Genomic DNA, 16,731 nt, shown 5'->3' with positions numbered 1-16,731 from the left:
GCTACTCCCCCGCCAGCTTTTCGATGAGGTGTTCGAAACGGGTCCGCCAGGCCCGCTCCGAGGAGCCCTCGCCGCCGAACTCGTGGGTGAAGCGCAGCACACAGCCGTCCGCGCCGTCCCGTTCCAGGTGGAAGCGGATCCGCCCGCCGTCCGCCAGGGTGTACTCGGCGACCCGGTCGACGTCCCAGGCGGTGACCTCGCCGCTGCCCAGGCCGCGCAGGCTGACCGCGCCGCCGAGCCGGGGTTCCAGCTCGTCGGCGGGGGTGAACCAGCCCGCGAGCCCGTCCGGGGTGGACAGCGCGGGCCAGACGGCCTCCATGGGCCGCGGGAAGCGGACCAGGAAGCCCAGGATGTGCGTGCTGCCGTGGGTCTGGCTGGTGCCCTGTTCGATGGAACCGCCGAAGGAACCGGTCATACCGGCCGGGTTCCCCGCGGCGGCCGGTCAGACGCCCGCGTACGAGTGCTTGCCGCCGACGAAGATGTTCACGCCGTAGTAGTTGAACAGGTAGCAGGCGAACGCGATCAGCGCGATGTACGCCGCCTTGCGGCCCTTCCAGCCGGCCGTGGAGCGGGCGTGCAGATAGCCGGCGTAGGCGACCCAGGTGATGAAGGCCCAGGTCTCCTTGGGGTCCCAGCCCCAGTAGCGGCCCCAGGCCGACTCGGCCCAGATGGAGCCCGCGATGATCGTGAACGTCCACAGCGGGAAGACGGCCGCGTTGATCCGGTACGCGAACTTGTCCAGCGAGGCCGCGGCGGGCAGCCGCTCCAGCACCGACTTCGCGAAGGAGCCCGGCTCACCGCCCGAGGCCAGCTTGTTCTCGTAGGAGTCCTTGAAGAGGTAGGCGAGCGTGCCGACCGCGCCGACGTACAGGGCCGCGCCGCAGAAGATCGCGGTGGAGACGTGGATGTACAGCCAGTACGAGTGCAGGGCCGGGACGAGCTGGTCGCTGGCCGTGTACAGGACGGTGACCGCGAGGCCCAGGTCCAGCAGGATCGTGGTGGTCAGGAACAGGCCGATCCAGCGCACGTTCTTCTTCAGGGCGAGCAGCCCGAGGTACACGCCGACCGCGACCGTGGAGAAGGTGATGTTGAACTCGTACATGTTGCCCCACGGCGCCCGCTCCACGGAGGCCGCGCGGGCGACGACGCCCGCCAGCTCCACCAGGAAGGCGAGCACGGTGAGCGAGATGGCGATCCGGCCGTACAGGTCGCCCTGCACGTCACCGCCGTGCGCGCCGGGCCCGTCGGGCACGTCGCGGGCGCCGGCGGCGGACCGCACGACGACCTGGGGGCGCTCCAGTACGGCGGTGCCCCCGGCGGACTTCACCGCCACGGCCGGGCCAGCGGCCCCGGCCGCCTGCTGCTCGGTGGCGGTCAGCGCGGCGGCCGTGCGGGCCACCTTGCTGCGGCTGCCGAAGAGCCATTCCGCGATGTAGGCGAGGAAGGCCAGGGTGTAGACGGCCATCGAGGAGTAGATCAGCGCGTTGCTGGTGTGCGCCAGGTTTTCGTTGGTCGCCGTGGCGAGCTCGGTTGCGGCGGCGAGAGTCACTTCTTCTCAGCCCCTTCGGCGGGTACGGGGGTGGCGGCGCTCTGCTCCGGGTCGGAGGCGGCGTCGGGCTGTGTGGGTGCCTTGTCGTGGACCAGGGCGGCCAGGGCGCCGATCTCCTCGGGGAGCTTCGCCGACTCGCTGCGGCCCAGACCGGCCACCTCGACGACCGTCACCCCGTCGGCGCCCGCCACCGCCCGCACCCAGACCCGGCGGCGCTGGATGAACAGCGATCCGGCCAGGCCGAAGATCGCGGCGACGGCTCCGGTCAGCGCCCAGCCGGTGCCCGGCTGCTGGACGATCTGGAAGCCGGCCCACTCCTTGATGTCCTTGTCGAACGTGATGGATCCGGCGCCGCCGGGCAGCGTCAGGGTCTCGCCGGGCAGCAGGCGGCTCTTGAGGATGTTGCCCTTGGCGTCCTTGAAGGGCTTCAGCTTCGGGTTCTTGGTGTCGAGCTGGTAGATGTTCTGCGGGGTGCCCGCGTCCACGCCCAGGTCGCCGTGGTAGGCGCCCAGCGACAGGACGGGGAAGTCCAGCGCGGGGAACTGCGAGAACATCGTGCCCTTGCCGGCCCCGGCGAAGGTCGGCACGAAGAACGCGGCGAAGCCGAGCTGCTCGCTCTTGCCCTGCGCGTTCCGGTAGCCGTCCATCACCTTGACCGCGCCCTGCGAGGTGACGTTGGAGTCCAGCGGCAGCAGCGGCACGGCCTGGCGGTAGACCACCCGGCCCTTGCCGTCGCGGACGGTGACGGTGGGCGCGTAGCCGTGGCTGACCAGGTAGACCTTGGCGTCGTCGATCACCAGCGGCTCGTTGACCTTGACGGTCCGGTGCCGCTCCGTGCCGTCGGCGCCGACGGCGTAGTCGAGGTCCGCCTGGTAGGTGCGCGGCGTGCCCTTGTTGGGGCCGCTCGGCTCGTAGGTGCCGGTGAACTTCTTCAGGGTGAAGCTGAACGGGACGAGGTCGTCGTCGTCGAAGAGGTTCCCGGACTTGAAGTCGTCGTACTGGGTGAGGGTGTTGGCGAAGCCGTCGCCCTCGACGATCAGCTTGTTGCCCTCGGTCTTGAACAACTGGCCCCAGGCGAAGGCGATCAGCATCACGATCAGCGCGATGTGGAAGAGCAGGTTGCCCGCCTCGCGCAGATAGCCCTTCTCGGCGGCGACCGCGTCACCGGAGAGGTGGGCGCGGAAGCGGCGCCGGCGCAGCGTCCTCAGCGCGGCCTCGCGGACCTCCTCGGGCGCGGCGGCGGTGCGCCAGGTGGCGTACGCGGGCAGCCGGGTCAGCCGCTTGGGCGCGCCCGGCGGGCGGCTGCGGAGCTGGCCGGTGAACTGCCAGGTGCGCGGCACGATGCAGCCGATGAGGGAGACGAACAGCAGGATGTAGATCGCGGAGAACCACACCGAGCTGTAGACGTGGAACAGGCCGAGCCGGTCGTAGACGGGCGCGAGCGTGGTGTGGGCCTGGCGGAACGCCTCGACCTTCATCGCGTCGCTGCCGGTCTGCGGGATCAGCGAGCCGGGGATGGCGCCCAGGGAGAGCAGGAACAGCAGCAGCAGCGCGACCCGCATGGAGGTCAGCTGCCGCCAGAACCAGCGGATCCAGCCGATGATCTCGCGGCCGGTCCAGGCGAGCCACCCGGCCGCGCCGGGGGCGCGGCTGCCGCCGAAGGAGCCGGGCACGGCCGTCTCGGCGGGCGCGGTGGACAGCTGGGAACCGGCCGCGCCGAGGTCGTCCTCGCCGGGGGGCGGTGCGTCCGGCTTCTCGTCCGCGCGCGTACCGGGTGTCGTCTTGCTCATGGATCAGATCCCCACAGTGAAGCCGCTGGACCAGGTCTGCATCTCCTGCACCAGCCGGTCCCAGGCGCCGGTGAGCAGCAGCACACCGGTCACGATCATCATCGTCCCGCCGAGGCGCAGCACCCACACATAGTGGCGCTTGACCCAGCCGAACGCGCCGAGGGCCTTGCGGAAGGCGATGGCGGTGAGCACGAACGGTATGCCGAGCCCGGCGCAGTAGGCGACGGTCAGCAGGGCACCGCGCCCGGCGCTGGCCTGGTTGGAGGAGAGCGCCACCACGGAGGCCAGTGTCGGGCCGATGCACGGCGTCCAGCCGACGCCGAACAGGGCGCCGAGCAGGGGTGCGCCGACCAGACCGGTGGCCGGCCGCCGGTGGAAGCGGAACTCACGCTGGGTCAGCCAGGGCATCAGGCCCATGAAGAAGACGCCCATGAGGATCATGAGCACACCCAGCACCTTGGACAGGGTCCCCTTGTACTCCTGGAGGGTCTGCCCGAAGAAGCCGAACATCGCGCCGCCGCTGACGAACACGACGGTGAAGCCGAGCACGAACAGCGAGGCGCCCACGGCCATCCGGCCGCGACGGGCCTCGGCGAGATCGGTGCCGGTGACCCCGGTCACGTACGAGAGGTAGCCGGGGACGAGCGGCAGGACGCACGGCGAGAAGAAGGAGACGAGTCCGCCGAGGACGGCGACGGGCAGCGCGAGCAGCAGGGCCCCGCTGAAGACCGTCTGGTTGGGATCAGTGGCTGCGGCCAGTAGCACGGCGGCTCACTTCTCCGCGAGGACCGGGTCGAGCATCTTGCGCAGCTTCTCCTCGCTGAGTGCCTGGAGGGCGCGCGCCGCGATGTTCCCGTCCCGGTCGATGACCAGGGTGCTCGGGATGGCCTGCGGGTTGAGGGTGCCCTTCTTGAAGCGGAGCATCAGCTTGCCGGTGGGGTCGTACAGGCTCGGGTACGGCACCGCGTAGCTCTTCTCGAACTGCTGGGCCGGCTGGGTGCTGGTGTCGCGGGTGTTGATGCCGACGAACTGCACGCCCTTCGCGGCGGTGTCCCCGGCGACCTTGACCAGGTTGGGCGCCTCGGCGCGGCACGGCGAGCACCAGGAGCCCCAGACGTTGAGGACGACGACCTTGCCCTTGTAGGAGGCGAGGTCGAGTTCCTTGCCGTCGATGGTCTTCCCGGACAGCTCGGGGGCGGGCTTGCGGTCGCCCTTCTTCACCGTGGCGATGCCGTCGGAGCCGGTGATGAAGTTGGTGTTGCCCGAGCCGCCGGAGGTGCCCCCGGAGCCGCAGGCGGTCAGGACGAGTGCCGCGGCCGCGGTCCCGGCGGCGAGCAGGACGGCGCGGCCGCGGGCACGGGACGTGCGCGTGCGGTGCGGTGCGGACGTACGGTTCGCCCGGCGGGAGCACTGGGGGGCGCGGCTGGCGGCACTCATGTGAAAAGTTTCGCATGCCTGTTCCGGGGATCTTGCGCGCCCCCCTCCCGGGCGGAAAACCGCATATCAGGCGCCGCCGGCGGTGCCCTTCCCGGTCCCGGTGCCCGTGCCGGCGGGAGCCTTCAGGAACTCCTTCCAGCCGCCCGTCGGCTGCTGCCCGACCTCCAGGGTGCGCAGCTTGGCGAGCACCTCCGGCTTCTGCACGTCCATCCAGTCGACGAACTGCCGGAAGGAGACCAGGCGCACATCGGCGCCCTTGTCGCGCTCGGCGGCGATGTGCTTGAAGGCCTCCTCGACGGAGTCCATGTAGATGCCGCCGTTCCACTGCTCGAAGTGGTTGCCGATGAAGAACGGCGCGCGGTTGGTCCGGTACGCCCGCTCGAAGCCCTGGATGTAGGCCTGCGCGGACTGCTTGCGCCAGCCGGGGTAGTTGACCGGCGGGGCCTTGGTGGAGTTCAGCGACTGGTTGGCCAGCATGTTGTAGTCCATCGAGAGGACCTCGAACTTCCGGCCGGGGAAGGGGACCTGCTGGAGCGGGAGGTCCCAGATGCCGAGCCTCTTGACCGGCCACACCTGGCGGCCGCCCGGCGAGGAGGCGTCGTAGCGCCAGCCGAGGTCCTTGGCGGTGGGCAGCAGGTGGTCCTGGCCGAGCAGGCAGGGGGTGCGGCCGCCGACCAGTTCCTTGTCGTAGTCGAAGGGCAGGGAGGGCAGGTCGGTCCAGCCGGTGTTGGTCCGCCACTGCTTCACGAACGCCTTGGCCTGGTCGATCTCGCTGCGCCACTGCTTGGGCGTCCAGTTGCCCACGGTGCCGTGGCCGGAGCAGAAGTGGCCGTTGAAGTGGGTGCCTATCTCGTGGCCCTCCAGCCAGGCACGGCGCACGTTGGTGAGCGTGGCCTTGATGTGCTCGTCGGTGAGGTAGCCGATGTCGGAGGCGCCGCGCGCGTTGTTCGGCGGGTCGTACATGCGCTTCTTGGACTCCGGGAGCAGATAGAGCCCGGAGAGGAAGAAGGTCATGCCCGCCTGGTGCTGCTTGGCGAGGTCGAGGAAGCGGGGGAAGAGGCCGTTGCCGACCTCGCCGGCGCCGTCCCAGGAGAAGACGACGAACTGCGGCGGGGTCTGGCCCGGCTCCAGCGGGACCGGCTTGGCGGGCTGGTGCGGCTGCTTGCCGGTGAACGACGTGGAGCCGTCGCCGATCGGCCGGGCGGGCGGCGGCGTGTCCTTGCCCTGCGAACCCGCACCGGAACCGGAACCGCCGGCGTCGTCCGAGCTGTCCGAAGACGAGAGGCCGCCGCAGCCCGCGAGTCCTACGGCAGCCGCGGTGCCCGCGCCGACGCCGAGTATTCCCCTCCGGGAGAAGGTGCGCATGAGTCCCTCGATCCGTCACGTCCGCTGAATGGTGGTCACTCATTCAGAGGGCGTGACGGCCGCGAGGGTTGCGCGACGCGGTATGAATTTCACAACAAACATAGCGAAATTGTCCGCATGTGACCGATGACTTACGGCCTACTTACGCTCTGTGTACTACGGGGGACCGTAGTTGATCGAGATCAGAGCAGAGTGCGGCACGATGGGGCGATATGCCCCATAAGAGCGTTACGCCCCGAAGGCCTTCCCCTGGCCCTTCACCGGCCGGGCGCCCGCCAGCAGATGCGCCGGCACCAGATCACGGGCCGGCTCGCTGTAGCCGACGGAGACGATCCGGTCGCCCTGGTACGTGAACGTCGTCAGCGAGGCCAGCGTGCACTGCCGCTTGCGCGGGTCGTGCCACAGCCGCCGCCGCTCCACGTAGGACCGCACGATCCAGATCGGCAACTGGTGGCTGACGACGACGGCCTCGTGCCCGCGCGCCCGGTCCTTCGCCGCGTTCAGCGCGCCCATCATGCGCACCACCTGGTCGATGTACGGCTCGCCCCAGGACGGCCGGAACGGGTTGACCACGTGCTTCCAGTTCGCCGGGCGGCGCAGCGCGCCGTCGCCGACGCCGAACGTCTTGCCCTGGAAGACGTTCTCCGCCTCGATCAGCCGCTCGTCGGTGGCGAGGTCGAGCCCGTGCGCCTTGGCGATCGGCGTGGCCGTCTCCTGCGCCCGCTCCAGCGGCGAGGCGACGACGTACGTCACATCGCGCGGGGCCAGGTGCTCGGCGACCCGCTCGGCCATCTGCCGCCCCAGCTCGGACAGGTGGTAGCCCGGCAGCCGCCCGTAGAGCACACCGGTCGGGTTCTCCACCTCGCCGTGGCGCATGAGGTGGACGACGGTGACATCGCCGCCCCCACCGCTCCCGGCAGCCTGGATGTCCTCAGCGCCCTTGATGTCCTCGGTGATCTCGGTGATCTCGGTGTTCCGCTGCTCGCTCATGCCGTGGCCTCCGCCGCCGCGCGGGCCGCCGCCGGAAGGGCGTCGGCGATCCGCTGGAGCGCCCGCTCGTCGTGGGCGGTGGACACGAACCACGACTCGAAGGACGAGGGCGGCAGATAGACGCCGTGCGCCAGCATCGCGTGGAAGAAGGCGGTGAAGCGGTACGACTCCTGCGCCCTGGCGTCGTCGTAGTCGCGCACCGGCCGGTCGGTGAAGAACACCGAGAACATGTTGGAGGCGTTCTGGAGGGTGTGCGCGACGCCCTCCTTGGTGAGCGCCTCGGAGACCATGGCCTGGATCTGCTGCGAGACGGCGTTCACCTTGGCGTAGGCCGCGTCGTCGAGCAGCCGCAGCTGGGCGAGGCCCGCGGCGGTGGCGACCGGGTTCCCGGAGAGCGTGCCGGCCTGGTAGACGGGCCCGGCGGGGGCGAGGTGCGCCATCACCTCGGCGCGGCCGCCGAAGGCCGCGGCCGGGAAGCCGCCGCCCATCACCTTGCCGAAGGTCATCAGGTCGGGCTCGACGCCGTCGACGCCGTACCAGCCGGCCCGGCTGGTGCGGAAGCCGGTCATGACCTCGTCGGAGACGTAGAGCGCGCCGTTGTCCCGGCACAGGTCCCTGAGGCCCTGGTTGAACCCGGGCAGCGGCGGCACGACGCCCATGTTGCCGGGCGAGGCCTCGGTGATCACACAGGCGATCTCGTCCGGGTGCGCGGCAAAGGCGGCGCGCACCGCGTCGAGGTCGTTGTACGGCAGCACGATGGTGTCGCCCGCCTGGGCGCCGGTGACGCCGGGCGTGTCCGGCAGCGCGAAGGTGGCGACGCCCGAGCCGGCCGCGGCCAGCAGCGAGTCGACGTGCCCGTGGTAGCAGCCGGCGAACTTGACGACCTTGGCGCGCCGGGTGAACCCGCGGGCCAGCCGGATCGCGGACATGGTGGCCTCGGTGCCGCTGGAGACCAGCCGGACCTGCTCCAGCGGCGCGATGCGCGCCACCATCTCCTCCGCGAGGGCGACCTCGCCCTCACCGGGCGTACCGAACGAGGTGCCGCGCGCGACCGCGTCCTGCACGGCCGCGATCACCTCGGGGTGGCTGTGCCCGAGGATCATCGGCCCCCAGGAGCACACCAGGTCGACGTACTCCCGGCCGTCGGCGTCCGTCAGGTACGGCCCGCTGCCGGACACCATGAACCGGGGCGTACCGCCCACGGCGCGGAAGGCACGCACCGGCGAGTTCACGCCGCCGGGCGTGACGGTCGCCGCCCGGTCGAACAGCGCCTGCGAGGCGGGGGCTTCGTATGGGTATGGCAGTTCGCTCATGACCTGCGACTTCTCCGATTTCTCGGTTCTCCCGGCGCTGATTCGGTCCCTCGGGCTGCCGGCCGTCCGGCGTCCGGGCTTCCGGCGCTCGGGCGGACGGCCGCGGTCCGATCAGCGGTCCGGCGGGCGTGTCCTGTCCGGCCACCGGCCCGGTGACCTGTTCGCCGACCTGTTCGGTGACCACTCCGGTGACCTGTTCAGGGTAGGCCAGGGGGCGCGGGGGGATCCCGTATCGGTATCGGTGGCCGTGGCCGTGGCCGAAGAAGCGGCTCAGGCCCGGCCCATCTGAGAAACTGGCCTCCTCGTACGTATGCACAGAGACAGGGACGGATGCGTGCGGGCGGACGGACAGGAGGAAGAGTCGTGGCAGGGTCGTGCCGACGGCCACGAAGATCCCGCGGCGAGATGGTTCGGCGTACGTTTCGGCGTGCGGCCGTGGGGGAGGTCACTGACACGATGATCGGGTTGCGCGGCGGGGGCCACGCGTCCTAGAAAAGCAGTCGGGTGGAGATATGCATCGCGGTGGCGGACTGGGCGAGGGGACTGACGACCTGGGTCCTCGGCGTGCCCGGCGGGGAAGGCACCGGCGCGAAGCGGAGGAGACCGCCGAAGCACGTCAGGCGCAGGGCGCGCCGGGCGAATCCGAGCGCTCCGACCGGCGGACCGACGACCGGGCGGGACGCCGGGCCGATCGCCTCCGGGCGGGGAGCAGGAATGGTGGTCGGGTGGGGGTGACGTACAAGTACTTCGGCGCCCCCGACGGCGCGACCGCGGCCCGGGTCCCGATCTCCATGCGCCCCGAGGAACTGGGCGGCGACGAGCTGGGCATGAACGGCATGTTCACCAAGATCAAGCCGGAGACCATGGCCGCGATGGTCCTCACCGGCATCGAGGGCGTCCCCCTGCACCGGGTCCCGCCCCTCGAACTGGTCGTCCTCCACCCCGACTACGCCGTCGTCAGACTCCCCATGACCGTCGTCGACCCCCTCCGCGACATCGGCGAGGAAGCGGTCGGCGCCGCCGCCTTCATCTGGTCCACAGTCCCGGACCGCGGCGGCCCGCGCGACGCGTTCAACGTGTACCAACTGCTGCACGAGTGGCAGGATTTCAGCCATCGGCTGCATGAGGCGGGGCATCAGGCTTATTGCCTGGTGTGGCCCTGATCCATGCTGACGTCTTCATGCTGATGTCTTCATGCTGACGTCGGCGCTCAGCAGCTCCAGGGCTTCCTCCCAGCGGAAGCGGCCCGCCCCGCCGCCGGTCTTCGGCCGGTGGGGTTCGTACGAGCCGATCAGGACGCCCATCTCGCGCAGCCGGTCCAGGCTCTGCCGGTGGGTGGGGTGGGCGGCCTGGGCGGAGTTCAGGTAGGGCAGCACGGCGACCGGGATGCCCATGCCGTACGCCTCGCAGAGGATGCCGAGGGCGAGGGTGTCGGAGATCCCTGCGGCCCATTTGTTGATCGTGTTGAAGGTGGCGGGAGCCACGGCGATCGCGTCCGCGGGCGGCAGCGGGCGCGGATCTCCCGGCGAGCGCCAGGCGGAGCGGATCGGGTAGCCGGTCTGTGCCTCGACCGCCGTCGCGTCGATGAAGCCGAGACCCTGCGGTGTGGCGACGGCGCCGACATCCCAGTTCGCCTCCTGGGCGGCAGTGATGAGCTTGCCGACATCACGGGCGACACCTGCCGCGCACACGACGACGTAGAGGAAGGGCTTCTTGTCCGGGGCGGTCGGTCCGGTCACGGGGGGACTCCCGACTGGCGGCTGACGCGGTGCGGTTCCGGCAGGGTACTGCGGCGGGCACGGACGTCGGGGCGGCGGATGCCCCGGGCGGCGCAGGTCTCCGCGCCGCGCGAAGCCTGGTGGCCGTCGGCGGGGCGGCCGGGCAGGCGGGGGTCACAGGGCCAGCGTGATCGCCGCCCCCGCTCCCCCGAGCCCCGCCGCCAGGGCTGCTTCGGGCCAGCCGCCGGTGGACCAGGGGAAGACGCGGTCGGCGGCGAGGCGGCCGGGGCCGGTGGCGGCGACGGTCAGGGCCACGACGGCGATGGCGATGTTGTATTCGATGCCGCCGTCGGCGTCCCAGAAGCCGTGGGCGCCGGTGACCGTGACCATGGCGTTGATCATGACGCCGATCAGTGCGGCGGCGGCGAGCGGGGTGAGGAGGCCGAGGGCCAGGCCGAGGCCGCCGAGGAGTTCGGAGAGGCCGCCGATCACGGCGTAGACGCGGCCGGGACGGTAGCCGATCGCCTCGAAGCCGCGGCCGGTCGCCGCCAGGCCGCCGCCGCCGAAGAGGCCGAACAGCTTCTGGGAGCCGTGCCCGGCCATCAGCAGGCCGAAGGTCAGCCTCAGGAGCAGCAGACCCCAGTCGGCGGCCCATGAGCGGGGCCGGGCGGAGGTGGTGCGGTGGGGTGTCGTCGTCGGCTCCGTGGCGAACGACGAACGGTTCAGGATGCGCTTCGCGGACATGGGAAGCTCCGGAGGGGCAGGGCAGGAAAGGGGTCGTCCTCCACGTTTCCGGACGGGCGGACATCGCGCATGTCGGGACGGGCTCGGCGGGGGCTCGGCGGGCCTGCCGTCGTCGGCCGTGTACAGGAGGGAACGGGCCGTGTGATCATGATGGCTGCGGCCGCCGACCACGGCCGTTGCCGGGGGATGCCGTCCGTGGGCGGCACGGGGACGCATCGGGGGGTGCGCAGTGACACGGACGGCCTCGGTCGTCGCGCTCGTCGTGGCTCTCGCGGGTATCGCCGGGAGCGTCTTCGTCGGCGCCTCCGGACTGGACACGGTGATGGGCTGCGGCCCCGCCGACCACACCTACCCGGACCAGACCGCACGGGACTGGGTGACGCAGGCCGACCATGTCGTGGTGGCCGCGCCGGTCGGCGAGGAGGACACCGGGCGGCGGGACTACAAGAGCGGCCCGGTCAGCTACGAGACCGACCGCAAGGTGACCTTCCGCACCGATCGCCGTCTGTGGTCCGCCGCCCGGCCCCGGCGCGCGCTGGGCGGCGACTTCGCGCTGGTCGCTCCCGGCTGGCGGGTGCTGCGGGCGGGCGGCACCCGGATCAAGCGGACCACCGGGGACGCGCCCCGCCTGGAGACCGGCCACACCTACCTCCTGGCCCTGCGCTGGTCGGAGGGCGCCTGGGCGGTGCTCGGCGAGGGGGCCTCCGTACCGTTCGACGGGCACACGGCCGGGTCGGGCGAGTGGTGCGGTCGGGTCCTGGACAAGGACGACGTCGCCCGCGGCGAACTCTTCTCCCGCTCCGACGACCACAGCCTGGAGAAGGCCCTGCTCGGGAAGGACGAGCAGGCCGTCGTCCGCGCTCTCACCCGCGCCGCCCGCAAGAAGTGACGGAGAGTGACAAAGCCCCCGGTTTTCCTCCGCGCCCGGCACTACGTACTGTAGGGTCCCGCTCGCCCTTCTCCATCGTCCACGGGGGATCCATGCAGGAAGCGCGTTGTCCGGCGCCCGGTGCTCCACCGCCCGGCGAGGAGCGGGACGGCGGGCTCGCGCCCACGGTCGCCGCCCTGGTCGTGAGCCTCACCGTCGCCGCCGTCGGGGTGTACGAGCTGAGCGGCTTCGGGCTGCACAGCCTCGACCACCGGCCCCATCTGTTCAGCGACGGCTTCGCCACGGCCGGTGTGATCGTCGCGACGGTGGCGGCCGGGGCGGCGGTCGGCAACCTGGCCTGGATCCTGACGGCACCCCGAAGGCGCGCCACCCTCACCGTGAGTGACCACACTGATGATCATGACGGTTGCGGTGCCAGGGACGACGAAGACGAAGGGGGCAGCGGCGACCGCAGTGACCGCAGTGACGGTGTCGGTCCGGGCTCCGCGGGTACTCCGCATGCTCCCTGCGTCTCCGCCGCGGTTCATCCTCCCGGCCCCGGCGAGTAAGCACACACCCGTCCCCTCCTTACCTTCTCCCGGAACACTGGGGCCAAGGCCCCTCAGCCACCGCCCCCGACCACCACCGCCAGCCACCCCCGGCCATCGCCAGTCCCTGTCCGTAGCCGCCCCTCCCCGTCCCTCCCGTCCGTCCCCATCGGCCCCCATCCGGCCCGTCCCCGAGGTGACCCGTCACCCATGCCCGCTCGGCAGTCCGTCCTCATCCCCCCGCAGCGCACCCCGCGTACGTCCGCGCGCCCCTCCCCCGGCCCCCGGCTGCGGGCGGGCGCCGCCGCGGCGACCGTCTGGTACCTGCGGGTGCTCGCGCTGCTCAACATCGTCGCGGTGCTCTCGCTGCCGTTCCGCGAGGAGGTGCACGAGCACAACGCCGGTGAGTTCTTCACCCCGTACCTGGCCACCGCGGGCCTCGTCTCGGCCGCCCTCGCGCTCTTCCTGGCCGTGGTGATGCGGCGCCGCAAACGCGCGGCCTGGGTGTTCAACCTGCTGCTCGCCGGACCCCTGTTCGCGCTCTACGTGCTCGCGCTCACCCAGGAGCGCTTCCGCGAACACCCCTTCAACTGGCTCTCGGCGGCCCTGACCGGCCTCTTCGTGATCGCACTGCTGGTCGGCCGCACCGAGTTCAACGCCATCGGCGACCGCTCCAACCCCCGGCTCGCCCTGGCCGTCGGAGCCGTCGGCATCCTGGTCAGCGGCGGCCTGGGCACCTGGCTGGTCGACGCCACCAACAAGGTGTCCGGCGCGCCCCTCACCGACAAGGTCGCCTACACCCTGCTGCGCAGCGTCAGCGTCGGCCCGCTCGCCGACCGCGTCCCCGCCGTGGAGTCGCCCCGCTGGGTGGACATCCTCATCAACGTGCTGATGGCGGGGACCTTCCTGCTGGTGCTGTACGTCTGCTTCCGCTCGCCGCGCGGCCTGGCGCTGCTCGGCGCCGAGGACGAGACGCGGCTGCGCGAACTGCTGGACCGGCACGGCGAACGCGACTCCCTCGGCTACTTCGCCCTCCGCCGCGACAAGGCCGCGATCTTCTCCCCCACCGGCAAGGCCGCCGTCGCCTACCGCGTCATCGGCGGGGTCAGTCTCGCCTCCGGGGATCCGATCGGCGACCCGGAGGCATGGCCCGGCGCCATCGACGCCTGGCTGACCGAGGCCCAGCGGCACGCCTGGACGCCCGCCGTCATGGGCGCGAGCGAGGAGGCCGGGACGATCTACGCCCGGCACGGCCTCGACGCCCTCGAACTGGGCGACGAGGCCATCGTCGACGTCGCCGACTTCAGCCTCGACGGACGCGCCATGCGGGGCGTGCGGCAGGCGCACAAGCGGGTCCAGCGGGCCGGCTACACCGTCACCCTCCGCCGCCACGAGGACATCCCGGACGACGAGATGGCCCTGCTCGTGGAGCGCGCCGACCACTGGCGCGACGGCGCCACCGAGCGCGGCTTCTCCATGGCGCTGGGCCGCCTCGGCGACCCGGGCGACGGCCGCTGCGTGATGCTGGAGTGCCGGGACGCGGACGACGAGCCGCGCGCGCTGCTCAGCTTCGTGCCCTGGGGCGAGCACGGTCTCTCCCTCGACCTGATGCGCCGCGACCGCGAGGGCGAGAACGGCCTGATGGAGTTCATGGTCGTCGAACTGCTGCTGCGCGCCGGGGAGATCGGCGCACAGCGGGTCTCGCTGAACTTCGCGATGTTCCGCTCGGTCTTCGAGCGCGGGGCGCGGCTCGGCGCCGGTCCGGTGCTGCGGCTGTGGCGTTCGGTGCTCACCTTCTTCTCCCGCTGGTGGCAGATCGAGTCGCTGTACCGCGCCAACGCCAAGTACCGGCCGGTGTGGGAGCCGCGGTTCCTGCTGTTCGCCAAGAGCGCCGACATCCCGCGCATCGGCCTGGCCAGCGCCCGCGCCGAGGGCTTCCTCACCCCGCCCGCGCTGCCGTCCTTCGTCCGCCGCGGCCGACGCCACGGCGCACCCGGCACACCGGAGGCTTCCTCCGCGCGGGCCGCCGACCGGTCCGGCCCGGCGGGTCCGACCGGTCCGACCGGTCCGACCGGACCCGCCGACCAGGACCTGTCCTAGCGCTCTCGCCGGGGGAGTGACCTCCGGAGGTCACTCCCCCGCCTCCCGCTCCGCCCCCACCGTGAACCCGATCACCGCACCCCCGCCCTCGCGCCGGTAGGCGAAGGGCGCGCCGCCGTGGGCGAGGGCGACCTCGCGCACGATGGACAGGCCGAGGCCCGAGCCGGGCAGGGAGCGGGCGTCGGCGGCCCGGTAGAAGCGGTCGAAGACGCGGAGCAGATCGGCCTCCGCGACCCCGGGGCCGCGGTCGAGGACCTCGACGCGCACGGTGCCCGGCCGGGCGGGTCCGAGGACCGCGATCTCGATGGGCGCCGTGCCGCCGCGGTCGAACTTGGTGGCGTTCTCCACGAGGTTGGAAATGGCCCGCTGGAGCATGCCCGGCCGGCCGTGGGCCGTCGTGTCGCCGCTCGCCCGGATCACGATGTCGCGGCCGGTGCGGCGGCGGGCGAGGCCCGCCACGTCCTCGGCGATGTCGGCGAGGTCCACCCGCTGCGGCGGTTCGCTGTCGGACTGGCCCGCCGCGAGGTCGACGAGTTCGTTGACGAGGTCGGTCAGTTCGCGGGCCTCCTGGGTGAGGTCGGCGACCAGGTCCTCGCGGGTGGCGGGCGGCAGTTCGTCGATACGCCGCAGCAGCGAGATGTTGGTGCGCAGCGAGGTGAGCGGGGTGCGCAGTTCGTGGCCCGCGTCCTGGACCAGGCGCCGCTGGTCCTCCTCGGACTGGGCGAGGCGGCCGAGCATACGGTCGAAGGCGCGGCCCAGGCGCCCGACCTCGTCGTAGCCGGTGACCGGGACCTGGACGCCGAGCCGCCGGGTGCGGGCGACGTCCTCGGCGGCGGCGGTGAGGACCACCAGGCGCCGGGTGATGCGGCGGGCCAGCCACCAGCCGAACAGACCGGCCGCGATCACCACGATCGCCATCAGCACCAGGGTGCGCTGCTGGAGCGCGCGCAGCAGGTCCTCGGTGTCGCTGAACTCCTGGGCGATCTGGACGGCGCCGCGGCCGTCGCCGAGCGCGACGGTGGCGATGCGGTACACGTCGTCGGCGACGGGCACGTCCTGGTACTCGATGGTCTTGCCCGCCACGGCGTCACCGGCCAGCTCCCGGTCGTCGACGGTGACGGGCAGCGGCGGGCTGCCGCGGTCGACGACCTGACCCCCGGCGCCGAGCACCTGCACGTCGGTACGGCTGGGCCGGACGACCTCGTGGCCGGGGCGGGAGGAGGAGAAGTCCTCCGGGGTGCGGTCGTAGCGCCGCACCTCGTCCTGGACGTCCTGCACGACCTGGGTGAACACCGACTGCTGGTCCACCCGGACCAGCCGGGCGGCGGAGTTGTACGACAGGATGCCCACGAGGACGGTGACGGCGGCGGTCACCACGGCGAACGACACCGCGAACGTGGTCCGCAGCGACCAGAGCCGCGGTCGTGGCCGGGGCCGGGGCCGGTCCGTCAGCCGCGCGAGGCGGCCCACTCAGTCCTCCCGCAGCACGTAACCGACGCCGCGGACGGTGTGGATGAGCTGCGGCGCGCCCGGCGCGTCCAGCTTCCGGCGCAGATAGCCGACGTAGACGGCGAGGTTCTTGGAACCGGGGCCGAAGTCGTAGCCCCAGATCCGGTCGTAGATGGTGGAGTGGTCCAGGACGATGCCGGCGTTGCGGACGAGGAGTTCGAGGAGTTCGAACTCGGTGCGGGTCAGCTCCAGTTCGCGGGTGCCTCGCCAGACGCGACGGGCCTGGAGGTCCATCCGGATCCCGGCCGCCTCGACCTGCCGCTCGGGCAGGTGCGGCGCCCTGGCCGGGGCCGGGGCGGGGGCGGCGGCCGGTGCGGCGGGGGCGGCCGGTGCGGGGGCCGGTTCGGCAGCGGGCGGGGTGGTGCGGCGCAGCAGGGCGCGCAGCCGGGCGAAGACCTCTTCGACGTCGAAGGGCTTGACGACGTAGTCGTCGGCGCCCGCGTCCAGGCCCGCGATCCGGTCTGCGGTCTCCACCAGGGCGGTGAGCATGAGGATCGGGGTGCGGTCGCCCTCGGCGCGCAGCACCCGGCAGACCTGGAGCCCGTCGATGCCGGGCATCATCACGTCCAGCACGAGGACGTCCGGCGGGGTCCGGTGGGCCTGGGCGAGCGCCTCGACGCCGTCGGCGACCGCCGTCACCGCGTAGCCCTCCAGGGTCAGGGCCCGCTCCAGGGCGTGGCGGATGGCGCGGTCGTCTTCGGCGAGCAGCACAGTCTGGGGCACGCGACCAGTCTGCCAAGGCGGTGACGGTACGAAGGGGGCGAGCGGGCCGGTGATCACCCTTTTTACCCGGCTCTCAC

17 protein-coding genes are annotated in these 16,731 nt (G+C 72.0%); 5 read left to right on the top strand and 12 right to left on the bottom strand.

The window, feature by feature from the left end; translation table 11 throughout:
• Position 1 precedes the first annotated feature (1 nt).
• From B086_RS0120130 to hemL, 8 genes are all read right to left on the bottom strand, one after another.
• Positions 2–415, bottom strand: coding sequence for an SRPBCC domain-containing protein (locus tag B086_RS0120130; RefSeq protein ID WP_018568235.1), 414 nt, complete (start codon positions 413–415; stop codon positions 2–4).
• 27 nt (positions 416–442) lie between these two features.
• Positions 443–1,549: a c-type cytochrome biogenesis protein CcsB gene (gene ccsB / locus B086_RS0120125; RefSeq protein WP_018568234.1), complete on the bottom strand. Its 1,107-nt coding sequence runs from the start codon at positions 1,547–1,549 to the stop codon at positions 443–445.
• Positions 1,546–3,339 carry a cytochrome c biogenesis protein ResB gene (gene resB, locus B086_RS0120120; RefSeq protein ID WP_018568233.1) on the bottom strand — a complete coding sequence of 598 codons (1,794 nt, stop codon included), beginning with the start codon at positions 3,337–3,339 and terminating at the stop codon, positions 1,546–1,548. The genes ccsB and resB overlap by 4 nt, the downstream gene beginning before the upstream one ends.
• Positions 3,340–3,342: 3 nt before the next feature.
• Entirely contained in the window at positions 3,343–4,104 is a 762-nt protein-coding gene (locus B086_RS0120115; RefSeq protein WP_018568232.1) for a cytochrome c biogenesis CcdA family protein, read from the bottom strand.
• 6 nt (positions 4,105–4,110) lie between these two features.
• Entirely contained in the window at positions 4,111–4,776 is a 666-nt protein-coding gene (locus tag B086_RS0120110) for a TlpA family protein disulfide reductase (protein ID WP_018568231.1), read from the bottom strand.
• Between the two features lie 66 nt (positions 4,777–4,842).
• Entirely contained in the window at positions 4,843–6,141 is a 1,299-nt protein-coding gene (locus B086_RS0120105) for a hypothetical protein (RefSeq protein ID WP_018568230.1), read from the bottom strand.
• 228 nt (positions 6,142–6,369) lie between these two features.
• On the bottom strand, positions 6,370–7,017 hold the full coding sequence (locus B086_RS0120100; RefSeq protein ID WP_051115876.1) for a histidine phosphatase family protein: 648 nt from the start codon (positions 7,015–7,017) through the stop codon (positions 6,370–6,372).
• A gap of 110 nt (positions 7,018–7,127) precedes the next feature.
• Positions 7,128–8,444, bottom strand: a complete 1,317-nt coding sequence (hemL, locus tag B086_RS0120095; protein WP_018568228.1) for a glutamate-1-semialdehyde 2,1-aminomutase — start codon at positions 8,442–8,444, stop codon at positions 7,128–7,130.
• Here hemL and B086_RS0120090 point away from each other — a divergent pair.
• The gene (locus B086_RS0120090) at positions 8,443–8,733 is read left to right on the top strand and encodes a hypothetical protein (RefSeq protein WP_018568227.1); all 291 of its coding nucleotides are present in this window, start codon (positions 8,443–8,445) and stop codon (positions 8,731–8,733) included. The genes hemL and B086_RS0120090 overlap by 2 nt on opposite strands.
• A gap of 436 nt (positions 8,734–9,169) precedes the next feature.
• On the top strand, positions 9,170–9,607 hold the full coding sequence (locus B086_RS0120085; protein WP_018568226.1) for a hypothetical protein: 438 nt from the start codon (positions 9,170–9,172) through the stop codon (positions 9,605–9,607).
• A gap of 15 nt (positions 9,608–9,622) precedes the next feature.
• Here B086_RS0120085 and B086_RS0120080 read toward each other — a convergent pair whose 3' ends face one another.
• Positions 9,623–10,183: a flavoprotein gene (locus B086_RS0120080; RefSeq protein WP_018568225.1), complete on the bottom strand. Its 561-nt coding sequence runs from the start codon at positions 10,181–10,183 to the stop codon at positions 9,623–9,625.
• A 153-nt stretch (positions 10,184–10,336) separates the two neighbouring features.
• Positions 10,337–10,906: a DoxX family protein gene (locus B086_RS0120075; RefSeq protein WP_018568224.1), complete on the bottom strand. Its 570-nt coding sequence runs from the start codon at positions 10,904–10,906 to the stop codon at positions 10,337–10,339.
• A gap of 229 nt (positions 10,907–11,135) precedes the next feature.
• Between B086_RS0120075 and B086_RS0120070 the strand changes: the two genes are divergently transcribed.
• The 3 genes from B086_RS0120070 to B086_RS0120060 all read left to right on the top strand — a co-directional run bounded on the left by B086_RS0120070 (position 11,136) and on the right by B086_RS0120060 (position 14,422).
• A complete protein-coding gene (locus B086_RS0120070; protein WP_018568223.1) occupies positions 11,136–11,795 on the top strand; it encodes a hypothetical protein in 660 nt (219 codons plus the stop codon).
• 92 nt (positions 11,796–11,887) lie between these two features.
• Positions 11,888–12,343 carry a hypothetical protein gene (locus B086_RS45520; protein WP_018568222.1) on the top strand — a complete coding sequence of 152 codons (456 nt, stop codon included), beginning with the start codon at positions 11,888–11,890 and terminating at the stop codon, positions 12,341–12,343.
• A gap of 189 nt (positions 12,344–12,532) precedes the next feature.
• Positions 12,533–14,422, top strand: coding sequence for a phosphatidylglycerol lysyltransferase domain-containing protein (locus tag B086_RS0120060; protein ID WP_018568221.1), 1,890 nt, complete (start codon positions 12,533–12,535; stop codon positions 14,420–14,422).
• A gap of 30 nt (positions 14,423–14,452) precedes the next feature.
• On the opposite strand, the gene B086_RS0120055 is transcribed toward B086_RS0120060, so the two are convergent.
• Both B086_RS0120055 and B086_RS0120050 read right to left on the bottom strand, forming a co-directional pair.
• Complete coding sequence (locus B086_RS0120055) at positions 14,453–15,892, bottom strand: sensor histidine kinase (protein ID WP_018568220.1); 1,440 nt, start codon at positions 15,890–15,892, stop codon at positions 14,453–14,455.
• Positions 15,893–16,642 (bottom strand): response regulator transcription factor, encoded by a 750-nt coding sequence (locus B086_RS0120050; protein WP_026252599.1) that lies wholly within the window; start codon positions 16,640–16,642, stop codon positions 15,893–15,895.
• Positions 16,643–16,731 lie beyond the last annotated feature (89 nt).

The sequence above is a fragment of the Streptomyces sp. PsTaAH-124 genome (genome assembly GCF_000373685.1).
In the GTDB taxonomy this organism is placed as follows: Bacteria; Actinomycetota; Actinomycetes; order Streptomycetales; family Streptomycetaceae; genus Streptomyces; species Streptomyces andamanensis.
This window is presented reverse-complemented; position numbering and strand designations above follow the sequence as displayed.